Genomic DNA, 17,192 nt, shown 5'->3' with positions numbered 1-17,192 from the left:
CTACTTCTCGACGATTGCGAGGATGTCACGTGCGGACAGGAGCAGGTACTCCACGCCGTCGAACTTGATCTCGGTGCCACCGTAGCGGGAGAAGATGACCACGTCGTCTTCCTTGATGTCCAGCGGGATGCGCTCGCCCTTCTCATCGAAGCGGCCCGGGCCGACTGCAATGACGGTGGCCTCCTGCGGCTTCTCCTTCGCGGAGTCAGGGATGACCAGGCCGGAGGCGGTGGTGGTCTCAGCCTCGTTGATCTGAACCAGGATCTTGTCTTCCAGCGGCTTGATGTTGACGTTTGCCACGATGAATCCTTCCATGAGAAAAGAGTGTCTTGTTGTGCCGGTTGTGGATTTCCAGCACAGCCGTCGTCGCGGGTGAACAACTGTGTGTCAAACAACCTACTGGCACTCTACCCTCACGAGTGCCAGCACTCAACCGCTAAGGGTGCTAAATCGTGTTCGCTGTTCGCGAACAGGGATGGGAGCAGGATCACCTCAGGAGTTCAGGGGCCGATTCGCATTCGCCCGTGCCGTGGCCGCGGGAATGTGCTCTGCGATGCGGGAGGCGGAGGTGGGGGCATGACCGAACTCGGTGCGGGCAGACAGGATCGCAGCCACCGCATGGATGCTCACCGCTGGAGCCACCATTGAATACACAGCCGTCCCCGGAATGCGCATATCCGGGATGAACTCAGGAACCCGGCTCAGTTCCGCATAACTCCGCGCCAGATGCGCACCCACCAGGCCCGAGAGCACATCGCCGGAACCGGGGGTCGCTGACCAGGAGTGGCCTGCGTTGACCACGTAGGCATAATCCGAGGTGGCGACCACCGTGGCACGCCCCTTGAGCAGCACGCAGCAGTCCAGTTCACGGGCCGCGGCCAGGGCCGCACCGATCGGATCGGTGTGCGCGGACGGGATCTGGGCACCCGCCTCACGCAGAGCATCCGCCAGTCGCTCGAATTCCCCCTTGTGGGGGGTCAGGACAGTGGGTCCGGCGCGGTGACGGAGGGTCTCCAGCAACTCCGGTGAGCGGGCGATGAGGGTGATGCCATCGGCGTCGACAAGCACCGGCTCGGGATGCCCGAACAGGGTGGCCAGCTCCCGCACCTGCTCCTCCCCCGTGCCACGCCCGGGGCCGTAGACCCAGCTCTGTACGCGCCCACTCTCCCCGATGGTCGGCGTGGCCACCACCTCGGGCAGCGCCGCGAGGACCTGCCCACGCACGGCCTCATCACCGACGAAACGGACCATCGAACTGGTCGCGCGCACCGCACCGGAACATGCCAGCACCGCCGCCCCCAGATACTGCGCGCTACCGGCCACAATGCCGACCACTCCCCCGGTGTACTTGTCGGATTCGGGTGTGGGTTCCATGTCGAGCAGGATGAACTGCGAACCGATCGGGAACACCCCGGGCACCGGCGGCACCGGCGCAGCATCGGGATTCTCCAGTTCCGCACGCCATGCCCGGGAGGTGTAGAGGGTGGGGCTGGCGTCCTCGAACTGGACCTCCTGGAGCGCCTCCGCCAGGCTGAGCCCGGCTCCCTGGCTGGTCCCCTGCCCACCCTGCCCCGTGCCGTTGACGCGGATATCCGACATCAGCACATACCCGCAGGCCGCGGACACCGCATGCGCCCGGCGCAATCCGCCGAAGGTGATGGTCACATCGGCATTGATATGGGTCGGGATCTTCTGACGCGCGATCGGCGCACCTGTTTCGTAGCCCTCCAGCTGCACCAGCGTGGGCTCCGGGAGGGCCCCGGTATCCGCATCGACACCGGAGGGGATGTCCACCGCGAGCACCGGAATACCTGCGGAGTAGAAATGCTCCATGAACTGTGCGGTGTCCACCTGGATGCCACCGCGTCCACCGATCCCGAGGATGCCGTCGATGACCAGGCAGTAGTCATAATGAGGTGGTTTGCCGGTCACCACCGTGCCACCGGCGGCGGTGAAGAACTCAAGGGCCCGCTCATGGACCCGGTCCCCGCCCAGCAGGAGCGCATCCACGTGGTGTCCCTCGCTGGCCAGGAATGCCCCGGCGTAGAGGGCGTCGCCACCGTTGCCGCCGGAACCGACCAGCAGGAGGATGTCCTCCTCTGCGAAGTCCCCGGCAACCTCTCCGGCCATCCCACCGGCTATCTCCCCGGCGTCTTCCCCGGCCGGATGCGTGAGCATCGCGCGGGCGACGGCGGCGACAGCGGTCGCCGCCGACATCATCAGCTCATCGGGGTGGTCCTGTACTGCAAGTAGTTTATTTTCGGCACGGCGGATCTGGTCAACGGTGAACACAGACTTCATGCCGGTTAAGTCTAGGCTGTCAGAACACCTGAGGTGTCTCAACCGCCAAAGATGGGTCCGTTCCCACAGTCAGGGCGGATCCACCAGCGCCTTCGTGGATGCGTTGGGCAGCCAGGGCGGCGATCATCACGCCATTGTCGGTGCACAGCTTGAAGCTGGGCACACGCAGTTCGATGCCGGCGGCATCACAACGCTCCTGGGCGAGTTCCCGCAGACGGGAGTTCGCGGCCACACCACCGCCGAGCAGCAGCACCTTCGCCCCGACGTCCTGGCAGGCGCGCACAGCCTTGAAGGTGAGGACATCGCAGACGGCCTCCTGGAAACTGGCGCACACATCCTCCACCGAGATGACCTCGCCGGCGCGCTCGGCGGCCTCGACATAGCGTGCCACGGCGGTCTTGAGGCCGGAGAAGGAGAAATCATGGCGGGAATCGGACTTCTTCATCAGACCACGGGGGAAGGCGATGGCCTGCGGGTCACCCCGGCGCGCCAGCTTGTCGATGACCGGCCCACCCGGGTATCCCAGCCCCAGCAGGCGCGAGACCTTGTCATAGGCCTCACCGGCGGCGTCATCGAGGGTGGAGCCGAGCTCCTTCATGGGCAGGCCGACAGCCTCGACCTCGAGCAGCTGGGTGTGCCCGCCGGAGACCAGCAGCGCCACCGAATGCGGCAGGGGTTCGCCGTCGAGGTTGGCCACGGCGACATGTCCGCCGAGGTGGTTGACGGCGTAGAACGGCACATCCCAGGCGGCGGCGTAGGCCTTGGCGGCGCTGGCACCGACCAGCAGGGCGCCGGCCAGACCGGGGCCGACGGTGGCGGCCACCGCATCGGGTTTATCGATGCCCGCCCGGTGCAGCGCCTCTCGCATGACCGGCACCATGGATTCCAGATGTGCGCGGGAGGCGATCTCCGGCACGACACCACCGAAACGTGCGTGATCCTGCATGGAGGATGCCACCGCGTCGGCGAGGATGGTCAGGTTGCCCTGCTCATCCAGGTCGACCACGCCCACACCGGTTTCATCACAGGAGCTCTCAATACCCAGGACAATCATTGTTTAGAGAATAGTCCCCGGCATCAGTTTCCGGAACTTCCGTCGGAACTTCCGCCGGAGCTTCCGTCACTGTCGCGCCGGTCGCTCAGGCGGGGTCGCTGCATGGTGTAGGCATCCGCGCCGGAGGGCCGGTAGTAGTTCTTACGGGTGGCCAGGATCGTGAAACCGAAGGCCTCATACATCCGGATCGCGGGCAGGTTGTCGGTACGGACCTCCAGGAACACCGGGCCGTCGTGGCTGTCAGCCACGTGCATCAGCTGATCCATGAGGACCCGTCCCAGACCCCGGCGCTGGAATTCGGGGTCCACGCCGATGGTGTGGATCTCGAATTCAGGATCCTCCGTCGGCCCCATCATCGCCAGTCCCGCGTAGGCGACCAGATGGTCATCATCGAATGCCCCGATGTAGAAATTGGTGGGGTGGGAGAACTCCACCACGAACACATCGCGGGGCCAGGGGTTGTCCCCGGGGAAGAGCACCCGTTCCAATTCGGCACAGCGTTCGGCGTCCCCGCGGCGTAGCTCCCGCAGTTCAAACTGGTTCGCTGTCATAATTCCACCTCCGGGATGGCAGCCGATCTCGGCTTTGCTTTGGGTTCCTTCGCGTCCGGTCGGCGCAGGTACATCGGCACCAGCGGCCCCGGGGTGGCGGTCAGGTCCGCGACCGCCACCAGGTGGGCGGGCAGCGGCGTCAACGAGAGCTTGTCGACGCCCTCAAGTGCCTCCGGCAACTTCTCCCCCAGGTGTGCCGGGATGGAGATGACATCCACCTCATGGGGTAATTCGAGGTGCCCCGGCGCGATGACCTCCGGTCCGGCGGTGCGGGTGCCGTTGTCATAGGTGGCCCAGTAGATCTCCCGCCGGCGGGCATCGGTGGCCACCAGGGCGCGTGGTGTGGAGGAGAAGTCAATGCCGTGAGCGATGGCATCGAGTGAGCACACACCATGGACGGGTATGCCGAGGGCATCACCGAAGGCCGCCCCGGAGACCATGCCCACGCGTAGTCCGGTGAAGGGGCCCGGTCCGCAACCGACCACGACGGCTCCGAGGTCGGCGAAGGTCAGGTCGGCGTCGGCAAGCGCCGCCTTGACCATCGGGGTGAGTTGTTCATTGTGCTCACGGGTGTCTTCGATGATGCGCTGGGCACGGGTGGTGCCGGTGGAGGCGTCGACGATGCCGACGATGAGGTCCGGGGTTGAGGTGTCTATGGCTAGTACTAACACGGGGAATCAGCGTACCTTCCGGCCGTGGGCCAGATCGATGAGGTGGGCGAGCACCCGGCCGTTGCTGGCGCGCAGGCCGTTGTGTTCATGCCCACTGGTGATGTACAGCTTCACCCCGGGCAGGTGACGTGCGGTTTCCAGGGAGAAGTCGAGGGGGACGAAGACATCATTGGCATAGACAGCCGCGGCACCCGTGGCACCGGAGGTCTCCAGGGCGGCGGCGTCATAGAGTTTCGGCCACTCCTGCTGCGCCAGGGCGAGGGCGACGTCCTTCCAGGGGCGCAGTGCGGGGACGGTGTCCGCCCACTCGGGGAACACGTGCTCACCGGTGAGCAGGGTGGGATCCTCCCGGAAGGCCTCGGGGTAGACGCGTTGTGCCGCCCAGTCGGTGACCACGCCGTCGGCGTAGGAGGATTCATGCAGCACGTAGTAGAGGGGGTTGCGGGCACCGAAGGGCAGTAGGTCCGCGAGGTCGTGGAGGAAGGCGTTGGAGCGGGGGTCACGCTCCAGCAGGTGGTGGAGGTCCAGCCAACCGTCATTGCTGCCGAGCAGATGCCCCAGTGAACGCAGACGCGATTCGGAGACCACCTCCCCGGTGGGCAGGATGATCTCACCCGCCCGGGCACGCTCCACCAGCCGTTGGATGCCCACCCGGTCTTCCGGGAACCGCCGGTAGTACTGCTCGGAGTTGTACCGCATGCGTTCATAGCAGTTGGCGTAGACATCCTCCGCGGGGCGGTCGATGGCGCTGAGCCCACCGGTGATGAATACATCATCCAGGGAATCCGGGTGGGTGGACAGGTAGTGCAGGGTGGTGAAACCACCGAAGGACTGGCCGAGCACATTCCACTGCCTGACACCGAGATACTCGCGCACGGCCTCACAGTCCCGCACGATGCCGTCGGCCCGCAGGTGGCTCAAGTACTCCACGATCTCTGCGGTGGTGTGCTCCTCCAGGATGCGGTCGGAGACCGGGGTGGACAACCCGGTGCCACGCTGATCGAGCATGACCACCCGGTAGTGTTCCAGGGCTGCCTTCAACCAGCTCGGGTTGAGGGGTTCCAGGCTGGGGCGGGGTGCCTCATTGCCGGGCCCTCCCTGCAGGAACACCAGGTACGGCAGTGTCTCTCCACCCGGCCGGGTGGCGATGCGGGCGAAGATGTCGATGGTGCGCTCATCGGCCACGTCAGTGGTCAGGGGGACGGTGAGGGTGAGTTCGTCCAGGCGCAGTTCCCCGAGGTGGGTGGTGCTCAGTTCAGTCATGCCATCCAGGTTACGCCCGCGGGTGGACACGGGCCCGCCCCCGGTCAGCCCCCAATCGGGCCACCCGGTCGGGCCACCCGGTCGGGCCACCCGGTCCGTCCCCGGGCGGCCCCCGGATCACCTCCCGGCAACCCCGGCACCTACAACAGCAGGAACAGCACCTGACAGGCCAGGATCTTGCCGATCATGGCAGTGGGGTACACCGTGGCATACCCACGGTTGGCCAGGTCCGTGCCGGTCTGGTCATTGAGGTAGGAGATGATCGCCGGGTTGGTGGTGGCGCCGGCGGCCACGCCCATGGATTCATCCCATTTCAATTTCAGCAGCCACATGCCCACCACGGCGCACACCAGCGCCGAGGTGACGGTGATGGCAAAGCCCACCCCCATGTAGACGAAGGACTGCGGATCGGTCAGTGCCTGACGGAAACCCGCACCGGCGGAGGTACCCACACCGGCCAGGAACAGCGCGAGCCCCAGCGTGGAGATGGTCCTGTTGGCGTGGAAGGGCAGCTGCCAGGTGATGGGCCCGGTGCGGTTGAGGGCACCGAGGATGAGACCGGCGACGATGGGTCCACCACCGAAACCCAGGTACATCGTGGTGTCCCCGGGCAGCGGGACGGGGATCGCCCCCAGCAGCAGGCCGAGGGACAGTCCGATGGCGAACGGCAGCAGGTTGACATCCCCCAGGGCCTTCTCGGAGTCGCCGAGGAAGCGTCGTACCTCGCCCATGCGTCCCGGTGCGGCGACCACGCGGACGCGGTCGGAGTAGTTGAGCACGGTGTCCCGGTGCGGGACGATCTCGGTGTCCCCCTGCCGGATACGCGCGATCATGAATCCGTTGGCCACCGGATCCAGTTCCGCGACGGTGCGTCCGACGATGTCCGGGTTGGAGACAGTGAACCGGGAGTACACCAGTTCGGTGTCCTCGATCTTGGTGTCGCATTCACCCCCCAGCGCGGCGATCGCCCGGTCGACCGCGTTGACGGTGCCGTTGATGACCAGTTCCATGCCGGGTTTGATGGGCAGCGTCGGATCCGCCAGGCGGTGTTCATGGGGATCCTCCACGATGCGGGTGGCGATGATCTGCTGACCCGACAACCGGGGCAGGTCTCCGATGGTGCCGCTGATCCCCTCCCCGATACGCACGCCCTTCCACACCAGGGGTTCGGTGACCAGTCCCTCCTCGCGGGCATCCTCGGTGTGGTTGACCTTGAGCAGTTTCGCGCCCACCGCCGCGACCAGGATGGAACCCAGCACGGCACCGGGGTAGGCCAGGGAGTACCCGATGACGGGGTCACCGGCCTGGGCTGGGTCCATGAGTGCGACCACCGCGGCCATACCCGGCGTGGAGGTCAGCGAGCCGGCGAACATGCCGGCGCCCGCCCCGGCCCCCAGTCCGAAGGCCCGGATGAGAACCCAGGCCAGGGCTGTCAGGGATACCAGCAGCGTGATCATGAAAAGCGTGAGTTTCCATCCCCGCGAGCGGAACTCCCGGAAGAAGGCCGGGCCCGCCGAGATGCCGATGACATAGACGAACATGGCCAGACCCAGCTGGAACACGAAGGCCGGGATCTGGATGTCCGGGTTGAGGGTGGAGACCACCAGCGCCACGATCAACACGGCCGCGGCACCGAGGGACACCCCGAATAGTGAGATCCGACCGATGGCCAGACCCACCGCGAGGATCACCGCCAGGGCGATCAGTGGGTTTGCCGCAAGGAAATCAAGCACGTTGGGACCACTCCTTCGAGATCAGCGGATTCTCACCGCGGAGATTCCTCCGGGTATCCCATGATCTCTACTCCACCGTGGTCACGGGTCCTGGGGGCGCATCCGCCATTAACTCCATTGACTCAATGATCCCGCAGCACCGGACATAAAACAACAGATACAGAAACCCTGGTGGGAAAGGACTGGTCAGCGCCTCAGTTCAGTGCCTGCTTCTCCATTGCCAGGTGAAGATGCGGGCCTCTGACTCCGGGTCCTCGGTCACGGCGGTCTCCCGGTCGATGGAGATCAGCAGGTAGGACTCGGTGATCTGCTCCACCAGTCCCCCACCCCATTCCGCCACCACCACGGCGGTGTCCAGGTCGGTGTCCAGGTCGAGGGAGTCCAGGGCGCCGATCGGGTCGGAATCCACATCGTCCGGGTCCTCCCCCAGCAGGCGGTAGGCATCCAGGTGGATGAGGGTGGGGCCACCGACCTCGGAGCGGTGTTCCCGGGCGATGACGAAGGTCGGTGAGGTGACCCGGCCCCTGACCTGCATGCCCCGGGCCAGCCCCTGGGTGAAGGTGGTCTTGCCGGCACCGAGGGGGCCGTCGAGGACCACCACGTCCCCGGCCTCCAGGGCCCGGCCGAGTTCCTCCCCGAAAGCCTGGGTCTGCGCCGCGGTGTCGAGGCGTCGGGTACCGGATGCGGGGAAATCGGGTTTCATTTGCCTTCTCCTGTGTAGTCGCGGACTGTGCGGCCGGTGGGCCGGCAGATGACCTCATAGTTGATGGTGGCCAGGGCGTCGGCAAGCTCGGTGGCGGACATGCCGGTGCCGCCGAAGATGACCGCCTCATCACCGGCGGTCACGCCGTGGGGATTATCACCCAGGAAGATGACGAACTGATCCATGCACACCCGCCCCACCTGTGGGTAGTCATGACCGTTGACGTGGACCCGCAGGTGATCCTGGGCCGCACGGGGCACACCGTCGGCATAGCCTGCCGGCACCACCGCCACGAACCCGTCCGCCTCGGCGCGCCAGGTCAGCCCGTAGGAGGTCCCCTCACCCTTTCTGATGGGCTTGACGACGGTGATCGCCCCCGCCCACGTCATCGCCGGCCGCAGACCATGGTCCAGGCCCGGGATGGGTTCCAGACCGTACAGGGCCACACCCGGGCGGACCATGTCCATGTGCAGATCCGGGCGGGTGAGCGTGGCCGGGGAATTGCACAGGTGGTTCTCCGGCACCTCCAGGCCCAGGGCGCGGGCCCGGTCGATGGCCCGCCGGAAGGTCTCCGCCTGGTGGTCGGTCTCCGGGTTGCCGGGTTCATCGGCGCAGGACAGGTGGGTGAACAACCCGGTGACCTCGATGTGCCCGCAGTCGCGGAGCAGGGTGAACACCGCGTCCCAGTCCTGTTCATCCACACCGGAACGGTGCAGCGCGGTGTCCACCTTGACGCTGACGCGGATGGCCCGGGAGGTGGGGGGTGCGTCGACAAGCACCCGGGCGTGCCGCGGGGAGATCACCGCGAGGTCGATGCCCGCCTCGACGGCGGCAGCCCAGTCCTGTTCCGGGGACCAGATCCAGCACAGGATCGGCGTGGTGATGCCGGTGGCGCGCAATGCCAGGGCCTCGGCGATGGTGGCCACCCCGAACGCATCCGCACCGTTGGCCGCCATGACCGGGGCGACCCGGTCCATGCCGTGGTTGTACCCGTCCGCCTTGACCACCGCCATCAGTTTCGCCGCGCCCACCCGGTTCTTCAGCAGACGGGTGTTGTGGGCGATGGCGTCCAGATCGATGCGGGTGGTGAGCAGATTCATGGTTTCTCATTGTGCCACCACCTCCCTGTCACTCCAACGGAAGGGACACCGTTGTGGCGGGTTCCGGTCACCGGTGGCACACCCGGGTCGGATCATCCTGCCGTCCGGGGTGACGCTTTCCACTATTCTTGACCGTGTGGCTGAGAATCTGAAAAAACATCTGTCAAAGCTGTCCAAGCGTGGACCGCACCGGGTCATGGTCGGTGACCTTGATTATGCGGGGCTTCCCGGCAAGATCTACACCCCCGCCGAGGGCAATGGTGTACCCGGCGTGGCCTTCGGTCACGACTGGATGAAACCGATCAAGCACTACCATCAGACGCTGCGTCACCTGGCCAGCTGGGGTATCGCTGTGGCCGCACCCAACACGGAAACCGGTTTCCTCCCGGATCACCGTGGGTTCGCCGCCGACCTGGATTCTGCCCTGCAGATCCTCGCCGGTGTGAAACTCGGTGCCGGTAAGGTCACCGTCAACCCGGGTGGGCTCGGTCTCGTCGGTCACGGCATGGGTGGCGGTGTCGCGGTCCTGGCCGCAGCCAACCGGAAGGCGGTCCGCGCGGTCGGTGCCCTCTACCCCGCCTCCACCTCCCCATCGTGTGTGGATGCGGCCCCTGCTGTGAAGGCCCCGGGGCTGATCATCGGCACCGCCGATCTGGGAATGTTCGACGCCGGTGATCCCGCCAAGGTCGCCGCCCGGTGGGGTGGTGATGTGGTCTACCGCGAGCTGGACAACGGCAACCAGCAGGGTTTCTCCGAGGACACCATGTTCAAGCTGCTCGTCGGTGTGGGGCGCCCGCAGACCGCCGGTCAGGAACTGGCCCGTGGCCTGCTCACCGGTTTCCTCCTCCACCAGCTGGCCGGCGAACGCTCCTACAAGGCCTTCTCCGATCCCGAGGCAGAGGCGAAGAAGGTCACGTCCTACTGGGGTATCGACCTGGAGGAGAAGGCCTTCCCGCAGGATGAGTCCCCGCTGCCGTTTCTCAACAGCAACTGACCCCCGGGGATGACCCCACCGGGTGGTCAGGCCCGGCGCAGAATCGACTGCACGGGCCCACGCCCACGGGGTCGCCCACGCCCGGGCTGCTGTGGGGTCCGCGCCACCGGGCTGGCAGGTGTGACCTGCGGTGGTGACATTGCCGCCTGCCGTCGCCCCGGTTCACCCGGACTGGTCTTAGCCACCTCGCCCTGTGCCTTGGCCAGGGCCTTTTCAAATTCCGCCATGCGGGCTGCGGTCCGTTGACGAAACTGCGCTACAAAAACCTCGTACTCCACCGCTACCACCCGCCTACCCTGCGGACACGGCCTGGCGCGTCACCGGCGGCATCACCCGAGCTGTTACCCGGCGCGGGTGCTGCCGTCGGTGGCGCAACCGGGGCAGCCGGGGTGGCTGCCTGCTGGTAATCGACCTGCACCGGCGCCCCCACCGTGGGTTCCTGGACGGCGGCTGTTGCCGCCGCCTGCACCATGCCCGGTTGTGGCTTGGGTGGTGGTTCGGCCACAAGGTGCAACTCCGAGGCCGGAGTGGGCTTCGGCGTGGGTTCGGGGTTGGGCTCTGGAGCAGATTCCGGAGCCGGTGCCGGAACCGGTTCCACAGTCGGGGTGGCAGCCAGCGGGGCAGCGCCAGGAGATGGTACAGGCGGCATCTGTGCCGCGTCCCCACCCATGGTCTGTGCGACCTCCCCGAGGAAATCAACCAGAGCCCCGACCCCCACCACGAGCAGTCCGATGCCGATCCCACTGATCGCACCGGTCAGGGTGTGCTCCCAGTCGTCATCCTCCGGGGAAGGTGGCTCCACCCCGGTCTCATCCTCATCCGGTGGCTCGGCCGGCGACTCGACCGGTTTCTCGTCCTGCCCCGGTTCCGGATCGCAGTCCTCAGCTTCTGTCCTCCCGGTGGCTGTGCCCGCCTCCGGAGAGTCCGCGGTCGGTGGGTCCACCGAGGCCGGTGCCGTCCCGGGTGTGGCCCCCGATGTCGTCACCGGTGGCGTCACCGGGGATTCGGGGATGGTACCGGCCCCACCACCACCTCCCCCACCGACCGCGGGCGCCACACCGGGGGCTGGGGCCTCACAGACCCGGCGGCCGTGCTCAATGAGCGCGCCGTAACAGCTTTCGATGGCACGGTCACGGTCACCGCACAGACCGAGGACCATGGCGGCGGCATCGTTGATGATCTCCGCACCGGCCTGCACGGTGGCGATGAACGCCTCCGGATGCTCCACGGGGTCCAGGGTGGACAGGTGGTTGCTGATCTCGGCGATGATCCCGGCGAGCTGCCCCAGGATGGCCTCAACCCCGTCATCGGATTCCCGGATGGTGGTGTCGATGGCATCGGCGGCACGCTCAGCGGCCTCCGCCACCTCCTCGGCCTCATTGCGGTTGTCCACCCAGTCCGACACCCTGTCCACCAGCTCGTTGATGATCATGCCTCCCGCCACACCACCGAACATCCGGCCCAGGGGTTTGAGCAGACCCAGGAGACCGCCGGTCTCGGAGTCACCGGCGGCGGAACGGCCCCCCGACCGCAGCTGGTCGGTGTCCAGGCCCGTGATCGTCTCATAGGCCTTCTTCAGCACCCGTTCCGGAATCGACGGACCGGGATAGGTTCCCCGACTGGCGGCCTGCAGCTGCGACACCGCACTGCCATAGGAGGAGATCGACGCGCTCACCGGCCCTCACCGTCTACCTGTCCCAGCCCACGGCCGATACCGGCATCCGCATCGCGGAACACCCCGACCTCCCGGGCGGCGGCGTCGGCGGTGGCCTCCACCGCATCTAGACGCTTGTCGACGCCCCGGTGCAACTCCTCCAGCATCGTCGCGACCTGGGCACCCCACGTCGAAAAGCCCTGACCGGCGGCGGACACAGGAAACGCCGGTGGGGCCACCCGGTGTCGTTGCCGCTGATGCGTGGCCTCCCCGAGCATGGTGCGTGCGGCGGTCAACGCCCCCTCGACGTTGAGGTTCAATCCCGACATGACAATCCCCCTGAGCAATCAACTGTGGTGTACACCAGTGTTTGACTGCTCAGGGGGTGAAATGGTTCCCGGCGAACCGGAATTGACAGCTAGGCTTCGGCGACCACCGCGGCGAGACGCCCGGCGACGCGACGGGCCTGCTCCTGCTCCGCGGCCTCGACCATGACGCGGAAGAGCTCCTCGGTGCCGGAGGGACGCAGCAGCACACGACCGGTCCCACCGAGTTCCTCCTCGGCAGCGGCCACGGCGGCCTGGACGTTGGCGCTTTTCATGATGCTGGACTTGTCGGCAACCGGCACGTTGATGAGAACCTGCGGCAGCACGGTCATCGCCGCCGCCAGCTCGGACAGGGGCTTGCCGGTGGCCGCCATACGCGCCATGAGTGACAGGCCGGTGAGGGTGCCGTCACCGGTGGTGCCGTGATCCGGCAGGACGATATGACCCGACTGTTCGCCACCGAGCGCAAAGCCACCGGCGTTGAGCTCCTCGAGGACATAACGGTCACCGACCTTGGTGGTGCGCAGCTGGATATCGGCCTTTTCCATGGCCAGTTTCAGACCCAGGTTCGACATGACCGTGGCCACGAGGGTGTTCTTGCGCAACTCGGAGTTCTCCTTCATCGCGATCGCGAGGATCGCCATGATCTGATCACCGTCGACGATATTGCCGTCGCTGTCCACCGCGAGGCAGCGGTCGGCGTCACCGTCGTGGGCCAGGCCGAGATCCGCACCGTGTTCCAGAACAGCCGCCTGGATCTGGTCCATGTGGGTGGACCCACACTTCTCGTTGATGTTGTAGGCATTCGGCGTGTTGTGGATGGCAATCACCTTCGCACCGGCAGCCTCATAGGCCTGCGGTGCGATCACGCTGGCGGCACCGTTGGCGGCATCGACCACCACGGTGATACCCGAGAGATCCGTGGGGACAGCGTCAGCCAGGTGCTGGAGGTAGCGGCCCCGGGCATCCGGAGCCTCCTCGATGACACGACCGATGCCGTGCCCGGTGGGGCCCTCCTCCGGGAGATCATCCATCACGCGCTCGATCTCATCCTCGACCTCATCGGGGAGTTTGTGGCCACCGGCGGAGAAGAACTTGATGCCATTGTCGGGCATGGGGTTGTGGGAGGCGGAGATCATGACACCCATGTCGGCGCCGTAGTCATCGGTGAGGAAGGCAACACCCGGGGTCGGGATGACACCGACACGCAGCACATCCACGCCGCGGCTGGCCATGCCGGCGGCCAGGGCAGCCGCGAGCATCTCACCGGACACACGGGGGTCACGGCCGACGATGGCCACCGGGCGGCGACCATGGGGGCGGGTACCTGCTGTGAGGACGTGAGCTGCTGCTGCACCGAGCTTCAGTGCGAGGGGCGCGGTGAGGGTCTTGTTCGCCAGACCACGAACACCGTCGGTTCCAAAAAGTCGAGTCATGCCTAACATTATGCACGTCCACCGCCCGCCCGCCCGACACCACAACCGTTATTGCCCCAATTGGGGCAGATTTCTCGGTCGGCTATGGCGGGTCGTCGACAAGCAGGCCCTTAGAAAGCGGACAACCCGCCCACCGTGGAAACACGGTGAAGCGGGTTGAACAGGCAAGCGGAAGATAAATCAGCGCTTGGAGTACTGCGGGGCACGACGTGCCTTGTGCAGACCAGCCTTCTTACGCTCAACTGCACGAGCGTCACGGGTGAGGAATCCGGCCTTCTTCAGGGTCGGACGCTCAGCCGGGTTGTAGGCGTTGAGTGCACGGGCGATGGCGAGGCGGAATGCGCCAGCCTGACCGGTAGGTCCGCCGCCACCCAGGTTTGCGTGGATGTCGAACTGGCCCTCGCGGCCCAGCAGGACCAGAGGAGCCTTGATCAGCTGCTGGTGCAGCTTGTTCGGGAAGTAATCCTCGAGGGTGCGGCCGTTGCAGGTGATCTCACCGGAACCGGCGACCATGCGGACGCGGACGATGGCGCGCTTACGGCGCCCAACGGTCCAGATCGGGCCGTCGAGAACTGCAGGTGCAGCCTCGAAGGTCTCTTCCTCGGTGGAGGTGGAGATCGCATCACCGATGGTGTTGGTGAACTCCTCGGTTGCAGCGGTTGCTGCAGCGATGTCGGCAGCGTCAGCGACGTTGCTCTCTACGTTCTCGTTCTGGATAGGCTCGGACATTACTGGGCCACCTTCTTGATCTCGTAGGTCTCCGGCTTCTGAGCAGCGTATGGGTGCTCAGAACCAGCGAAGACGTGCAGCTTCTTCACAGATGCAGCGGTCAGCTTGTTGTGCGGCATCATGCCGGTGATGGATTCCTCGAGCACACGCTCCGGGTGCAGTTCCAGGGAACGGCCCAGGGTCATGGACTTCAGACCACCCGGGTAACCGGAGTGGCGGTAGCGCATCTCGCGATCGCGCTTGTTGGAGGTGATGGCAACCTTGTCAGCGTTGATGATGATGACATGGTCACCGCAGTCAACGTTGGGTGCGAACAGGGGCTTGCCCTTGCCGCGAAGCAGGTCGGCGGCGTGGGTGGCCAGGCGACCCAGGACCACGTCAGTGGCGTCGATGACGTACCACTTACGGGTGATGTCACCGCTCTTCGGGTGGTAAGTAGACACAATGACTCCTTAAATAAGTCTGTCTAGGAACTGCCAGCCAGGAACATGCACGGAAGAATTCATGACGGCGGCCGGTGGTGACCCGATCATGCTCTGCTGTTGGGGTACGCGCTTGGATAAACGCCGCATCCCGACTCCACACACAGGGTTATAAGGGTACTCTTGTTGTCCCCATATACCAAAACGGCCCCGGCGGCCACCGGAAGGGGCCGGGGCGCGCGGGGCGCTCAGGCGCGCTGCCGCACGGCAGTGGCCACCCACCCCTTCCCCACCTTCGGTTCATCACCGCAGGAGGAGATGACCCCGTCGATGGTGCGCTGCTCCAGCTCAACCTCGAAGATCCGGCCATCCGGGTGGGTGACCACGGCGCTCTCCGGGTGCGCCTCCACTTCCAGCTGCCCCAACCCGACGGTCTCCCCGTTGCCGATCAGCTGCTCGGCGACAGCCAGTTCCGCGACCTGACCACGGGCATCCAGGGTGCCACGACCCCGATTGCCGGGGTGGAAGAACTCCCCGCGCTGTGCTGCAGTGAGCAGCGCCGCGGTGGCCTCGGCGTTGAGTCGGCCGAAGGAGTAGTTCCACGGCATCAGCAGCATCGACGGTGCGAAGCGGTGTCCTTTGGTGTGCGAGGACTCCCACACGAAACCGGAGGGGAACTGCGCGACCAGCTCAGCCGCCAGGGGCCGGCCCTTGACCGCGCAGCAGACATCCCGCTTGGCGTGGGTGCAGATCAGCAGCACGGGATGGTCCACGCGCTGGGCACCCAGGCCTGCCCCGTTGCGTCCGGGACCGGAGAGATCCAGGTCGAGTACCCCGGCCGGATCCTCCACCACCAGGCGTTCGATCACCTCCTGCTCACTGAACACCAGGAACACGGTGTGCCCGTCGATCTGGCGACCCTCCCGCCCGGGTTTGCGGATGAGCTGCAGGCCCATCTTCGCCGCCTTGAGATGCGCCTCCAGGCGGGCGGTGAGCTCCGGGGTGAAGGTATCACCGTCGAGGACATCGCAGCTCCAGGGGCCGGGGTGTTCCAGCAGGACAAAACCGTTACCGGTCTTGGCGGTACCCGGCAGGGGTTCCACGCCGACATCGGAGCAGCGGAGTGGGGATCCGGTGGTCGAACCAGCGGTCGAAACAGAAGTCAAGGAATCAACGCCCATCATAAGCTCATCAGAAGCAGGGTATTTTCACCCCAGGATACGAGAACACACCGGGTACTTCCATCATCCCGGTACCCACGGTGCACACGGCCACCACCGGCGCCCACGGCGCCCACGGTGCCCGCCGTCACCGCCGGCACCGCCGTCACCGCCGTCACCCCGACGCGACGGCAACACCCCGGTCGCCTGGGGTGCGACCGGGGTGTGTACGGGGCCATCACTATCGTGGCCTTCTGCTGCGGGTCCGGTGGGTGTCACCTCCCGGATCGGGGTGTGTCCAAGCCTTGTTATCAATGGGCTGGGAGGTGACGGGATCCAACACCGGCGGGCAGCATGGTTCTCATCTCAGATCATCTGCTCATGTGCCTCCCGGATGCGGGGTGGAAACCAACAGGGTGTGCAGGGGGTTATCCACCCCAGCTGGCGGCGGCCTGCCTGTTGACGTCACTCATGCGCTCGGCGCCCTGGGAGACGGTCTGGGAGATGGTGGCCAGGATGGTGTTGAGCTCGGCGGCGGCGTTGTCCCACTTCATCTGGGCCTCGTTGTAGGCCACGGCACTGTCACCCTCCCAGGTGGCGACCATCGGCTGCAGCTGCTGCTTCAGTCCGTCGAGAAGCGAGTTGATGCGACCGGAGGTGGAGTTGATGTCGGTGGCGGCACCCTGGATGGCACCGAATTCATAACGGATCATGTCCATGTGTTTCGTCCTTATATATAACGTGTCTGTGGATAATGTCTAGAGGTCCAGTCCCGCTCCGCCGCCCACCGCGCTGAAGGCCTGGGCGTTGTCCGCCTCGGTGGAGTCGAAGGACCGGGCGTTGGCGCGGATGTTGGTGGAGATGGAATCAAGTGCCTCCTGCAGCTGGCGGGCGGAGTCATTCCAGCGGTTCATCAGCGCGTCGAAACTCACCTGCGCCTGTCCCGCCCAGCTGCCCCGCACGGAGTCCACGACCCCGCGCAGACGGCTCAGCTCATTTTGTACCTGGTCGTTGGTGTCATCGACCTGGCCTGCGGTGGCCAGCATGACATCGGATTCTGTCCTGAAAAGATTCGACATGGGTTCGCCCCTCCTC

General features: G+C 65.9%; 19 protein-coding genes. 1 reads left to right on the top strand and 18 read right to left on the bottom strand.

The annotated features are described in order from the left end of the window. The 9 genes from groES to alr form a co-directional block, all read right to left on the bottom strand. On the bottom strand, positions 1 to 300 hold the full coding sequence (gene groES / locus CE_RS03160; RefSeq protein ID WP_035109804.1) for a co-chaperone GroES: 300 nt from the start codon (positions 298 to 300) through the stop codon (positions 1 to 3). Between the two features lie 192 nt (positions 301 to 492). Next, the gene (locus CE_RS03155; RefSeq protein ID WP_006769723.1) at positions 493 to 2,301 is read right to left on the bottom strand and encodes a bifunctional ADP-dependent NAD(P)H-hydrate dehydratase/NAD(P)H-hydrate epimerase; all 1,809 of its coding nucleotides are present in this window, start codon (positions 2,299 to 2,301) and stop codon (positions 493 to 495) included. A gap of 19 nt (positions 2,302 to 2,320) precedes the next feature. Further along, a complete protein-coding gene (tsaD, locus tag CE_RS03150) occupies positions 2,321 to 3,355 on the bottom strand; it encodes a tRNA (adenosine(37)-N6)-threonylcarbamoyltransferase complex transferase subunit TsaD (protein ID WP_006769724.1) in 1,035 nt (344 codons plus the stop codon). A 23-nt stretch (positions 3,356 to 3,378) separates the two neighbouring features. Further along, on the bottom strand, positions 3,379 to 3,906 hold the full coding sequence (rimI, locus tag CE_RS03145) for a ribosomal protein S18-alanine N-acetyltransferase (RefSeq protein WP_006769725.1): 528 nt from the start codon (positions 3,904 to 3,906) through the stop codon (positions 3,379 to 3,381). Further along, positions 3,903 to 4,577, bottom strand: coding sequence for a tRNA (adenosine(37)-N6)-threonylcarbamoyltransferase complex dimerization subunit type 1 TsaB (tsaB, locus tag CE_RS03140; RefSeq protein ID WP_006769726.1), 675 nt, complete (start codon positions 4,575 to 4,577; stop codon positions 3,903 to 3,905). The genes rimI and tsaB overlap by 4 nt, the downstream gene beginning before the upstream one ends. A gap of 6 nt (positions 4,578 to 4,583) precedes the next feature. Then, complete coding sequence (locus CE_RS03135; RefSeq protein ID WP_006769727.1) at positions 4,584 to 5,840, bottom strand: alpha/beta fold hydrolase; 1,257 nt, start codon at positions 5,838 to 5,840, stop codon at positions 4,584 to 4,586. Positions 5,841 to 5,980: 140 nt separating this feature from the next. Further along, complete coding sequence (locus CE_RS03130) at positions 5,981 to 7,573, bottom strand: aspartate:alanine exchanger family transporter (protein ID WP_006769728.1); 1,593 nt, start codon at positions 7,571 to 7,573, stop codon at positions 5,981 to 5,983. A 199-nt stretch (positions 7,574 to 7,772) separates the two neighbouring features. Beyond that, positions 7,773 to 8,276: a tRNA (adenosine(37)-N6)-threonylcarbamoyltransferase complex ATPase subunit type 1 TsaE gene (tsaE, locus tag CE_RS03125; RefSeq protein WP_006769729.1), complete on the bottom strand. Its 504-nt coding sequence runs from the start codon at positions 8,274 to 8,276 to the stop codon at positions 7,773 to 7,775. Beyond that, complete coding sequence (gene alr / locus CE_RS03120; protein WP_006769730.1) at positions 8,273 to 9,376, bottom strand: alanine racemase; 1,104 nt, start codon at positions 9,374 to 9,376, stop codon at positions 8,273 to 8,275. The genes tsaE and alr overlap by 4 nt, the downstream gene beginning before the upstream one ends. 136 nt (positions 9,377 to 9,512) lie before the next feature. On the opposite strand from alr, the gene CE_RS03115 reads away from it, so the two are divergent. Next, on the top strand, positions 9,513 to 10,370 hold the full coding sequence (locus tag CE_RS03115) for a dienelactone hydrolase family protein (protein ID WP_035109806.1): 858 nt from the start codon (positions 9,513 to 9,515) through the stop codon (positions 10,368 to 10,370). Positions 10,371 to 10,396: 26 nt separating this feature from the next. On the opposite strand, the gene CE_RS14780 is transcribed toward CE_RS03115, so the two are convergent. The 9 genes from CE_RS14780 to CE_RS03075 all read right to left on the bottom strand — a co-directional run bounded on the left by CE_RS14780 (position 10,397) and on the right by CE_RS03075 (position 17,176). Continuing rightward, the gene (locus CE_RS14780) at positions 10,397 to 10,597 is read right to left on the bottom strand and encodes a hypothetical protein (protein WP_143758408.1); all 201 of its coding nucleotides are present in this window, start codon (positions 10,595 to 10,597) and stop codon (positions 10,397 to 10,399) included. Positions 10,598 to 10,650: 53 nt separating this feature from the next. Continuing rightward, entirely contained in the window at positions 10,651 to 12,045 is a 1,395-nt protein-coding gene (locus tag CE_RS03110; protein WP_006769733.1) for a hypothetical protein, read from the bottom strand. Next, positions 12,042 to 12,353, bottom strand: coding sequence for a hypothetical protein (locus tag CE_RS03105; RefSeq protein WP_006769734.1), 312 nt, complete (start codon positions 12,351 to 12,353; stop codon positions 12,042 to 12,044). Before CE_RS03105 ends, CE_RS03110 begins: the two co-directional genes overlap by 4 nt. Positions 12,354 to 12,442: 89 nt before the next feature. Beyond that, positions 12,443 to 13,786 (bottom strand): phosphoglucosamine mutase, encoded by a 1,344-nt coding sequence (gene glmM / locus CE_RS03100; RefSeq protein ID WP_035109753.1) that lies wholly within the window; start codon positions 13,784 to 13,786, stop codon positions 12,443 to 12,445. Between the two features lie 180 nt (positions 13,787 to 13,966). After that, positions 13,967 to 14,515: a 30S ribosomal protein S9 gene (gene rpsI, locus CE_RS03095; protein ID WP_006769736.1), complete on the bottom strand. Its 549-nt coding sequence runs from the start codon at positions 14,513 to 14,515 to the stop codon at positions 13,967 to 13,969. Further along, positions 14,515 to 14,958, bottom strand: coding sequence for a 50S ribosomal protein L13 (gene rplM, locus CE_RS03090; RefSeq protein WP_006769737.1), 444 nt, complete (start codon positions 14,956 to 14,958; stop codon positions 14,515 to 14,517). The genes rpsI and rplM overlap by 1 nt, the downstream gene beginning before the upstream one ends. Positions 14,959 to 15,185: 227 nt before the next feature. Then, complete coding sequence (locus CE_RS03085) at positions 15,186 to 16,121, bottom strand: sucrase ferredoxin (protein WP_006769739.1); 936 nt, start codon at positions 16,119 to 16,121, stop codon at positions 15,186 to 15,188. A 404-nt stretch (positions 16,122 to 16,525) separates the two neighbouring features. After that, a complete protein-coding gene (locus CE_RS03080) occupies positions 16,526 to 16,816 on the bottom strand; it encodes a WXG100 family type VII secretion target (protein ID WP_006769741.1) in 291 nt (96 codons plus the stop codon). A 39-nt stretch (positions 16,817 to 16,855) separates the two neighbouring features. After that, complete coding sequence (locus CE_RS03075) at positions 16,856 to 17,176, bottom strand: WXG100 family type VII secretion target (RefSeq protein ID WP_006769742.1); 321 nt, start codon at positions 17,174 to 17,176, stop codon at positions 16,856 to 16,858. Between the last annotated feature and the right edge of the window lie 16 nt (positions 17,177 to 17,192).

It is taken from the genome of Corynebacterium efficiens YS-314 (genome assembly GCF_000011305.1).
Classification (GTDB): domain Bacteria; phylum Actinomycetota; class Actinomycetes; order Mycobacteriales; family Mycobacteriaceae; genus Corynebacterium; species Corynebacterium efficiens.
Note: the sequence above shows the minus strand (reverse complement) of the source record. Positions and strands in the feature narration are given on the sequence as shown.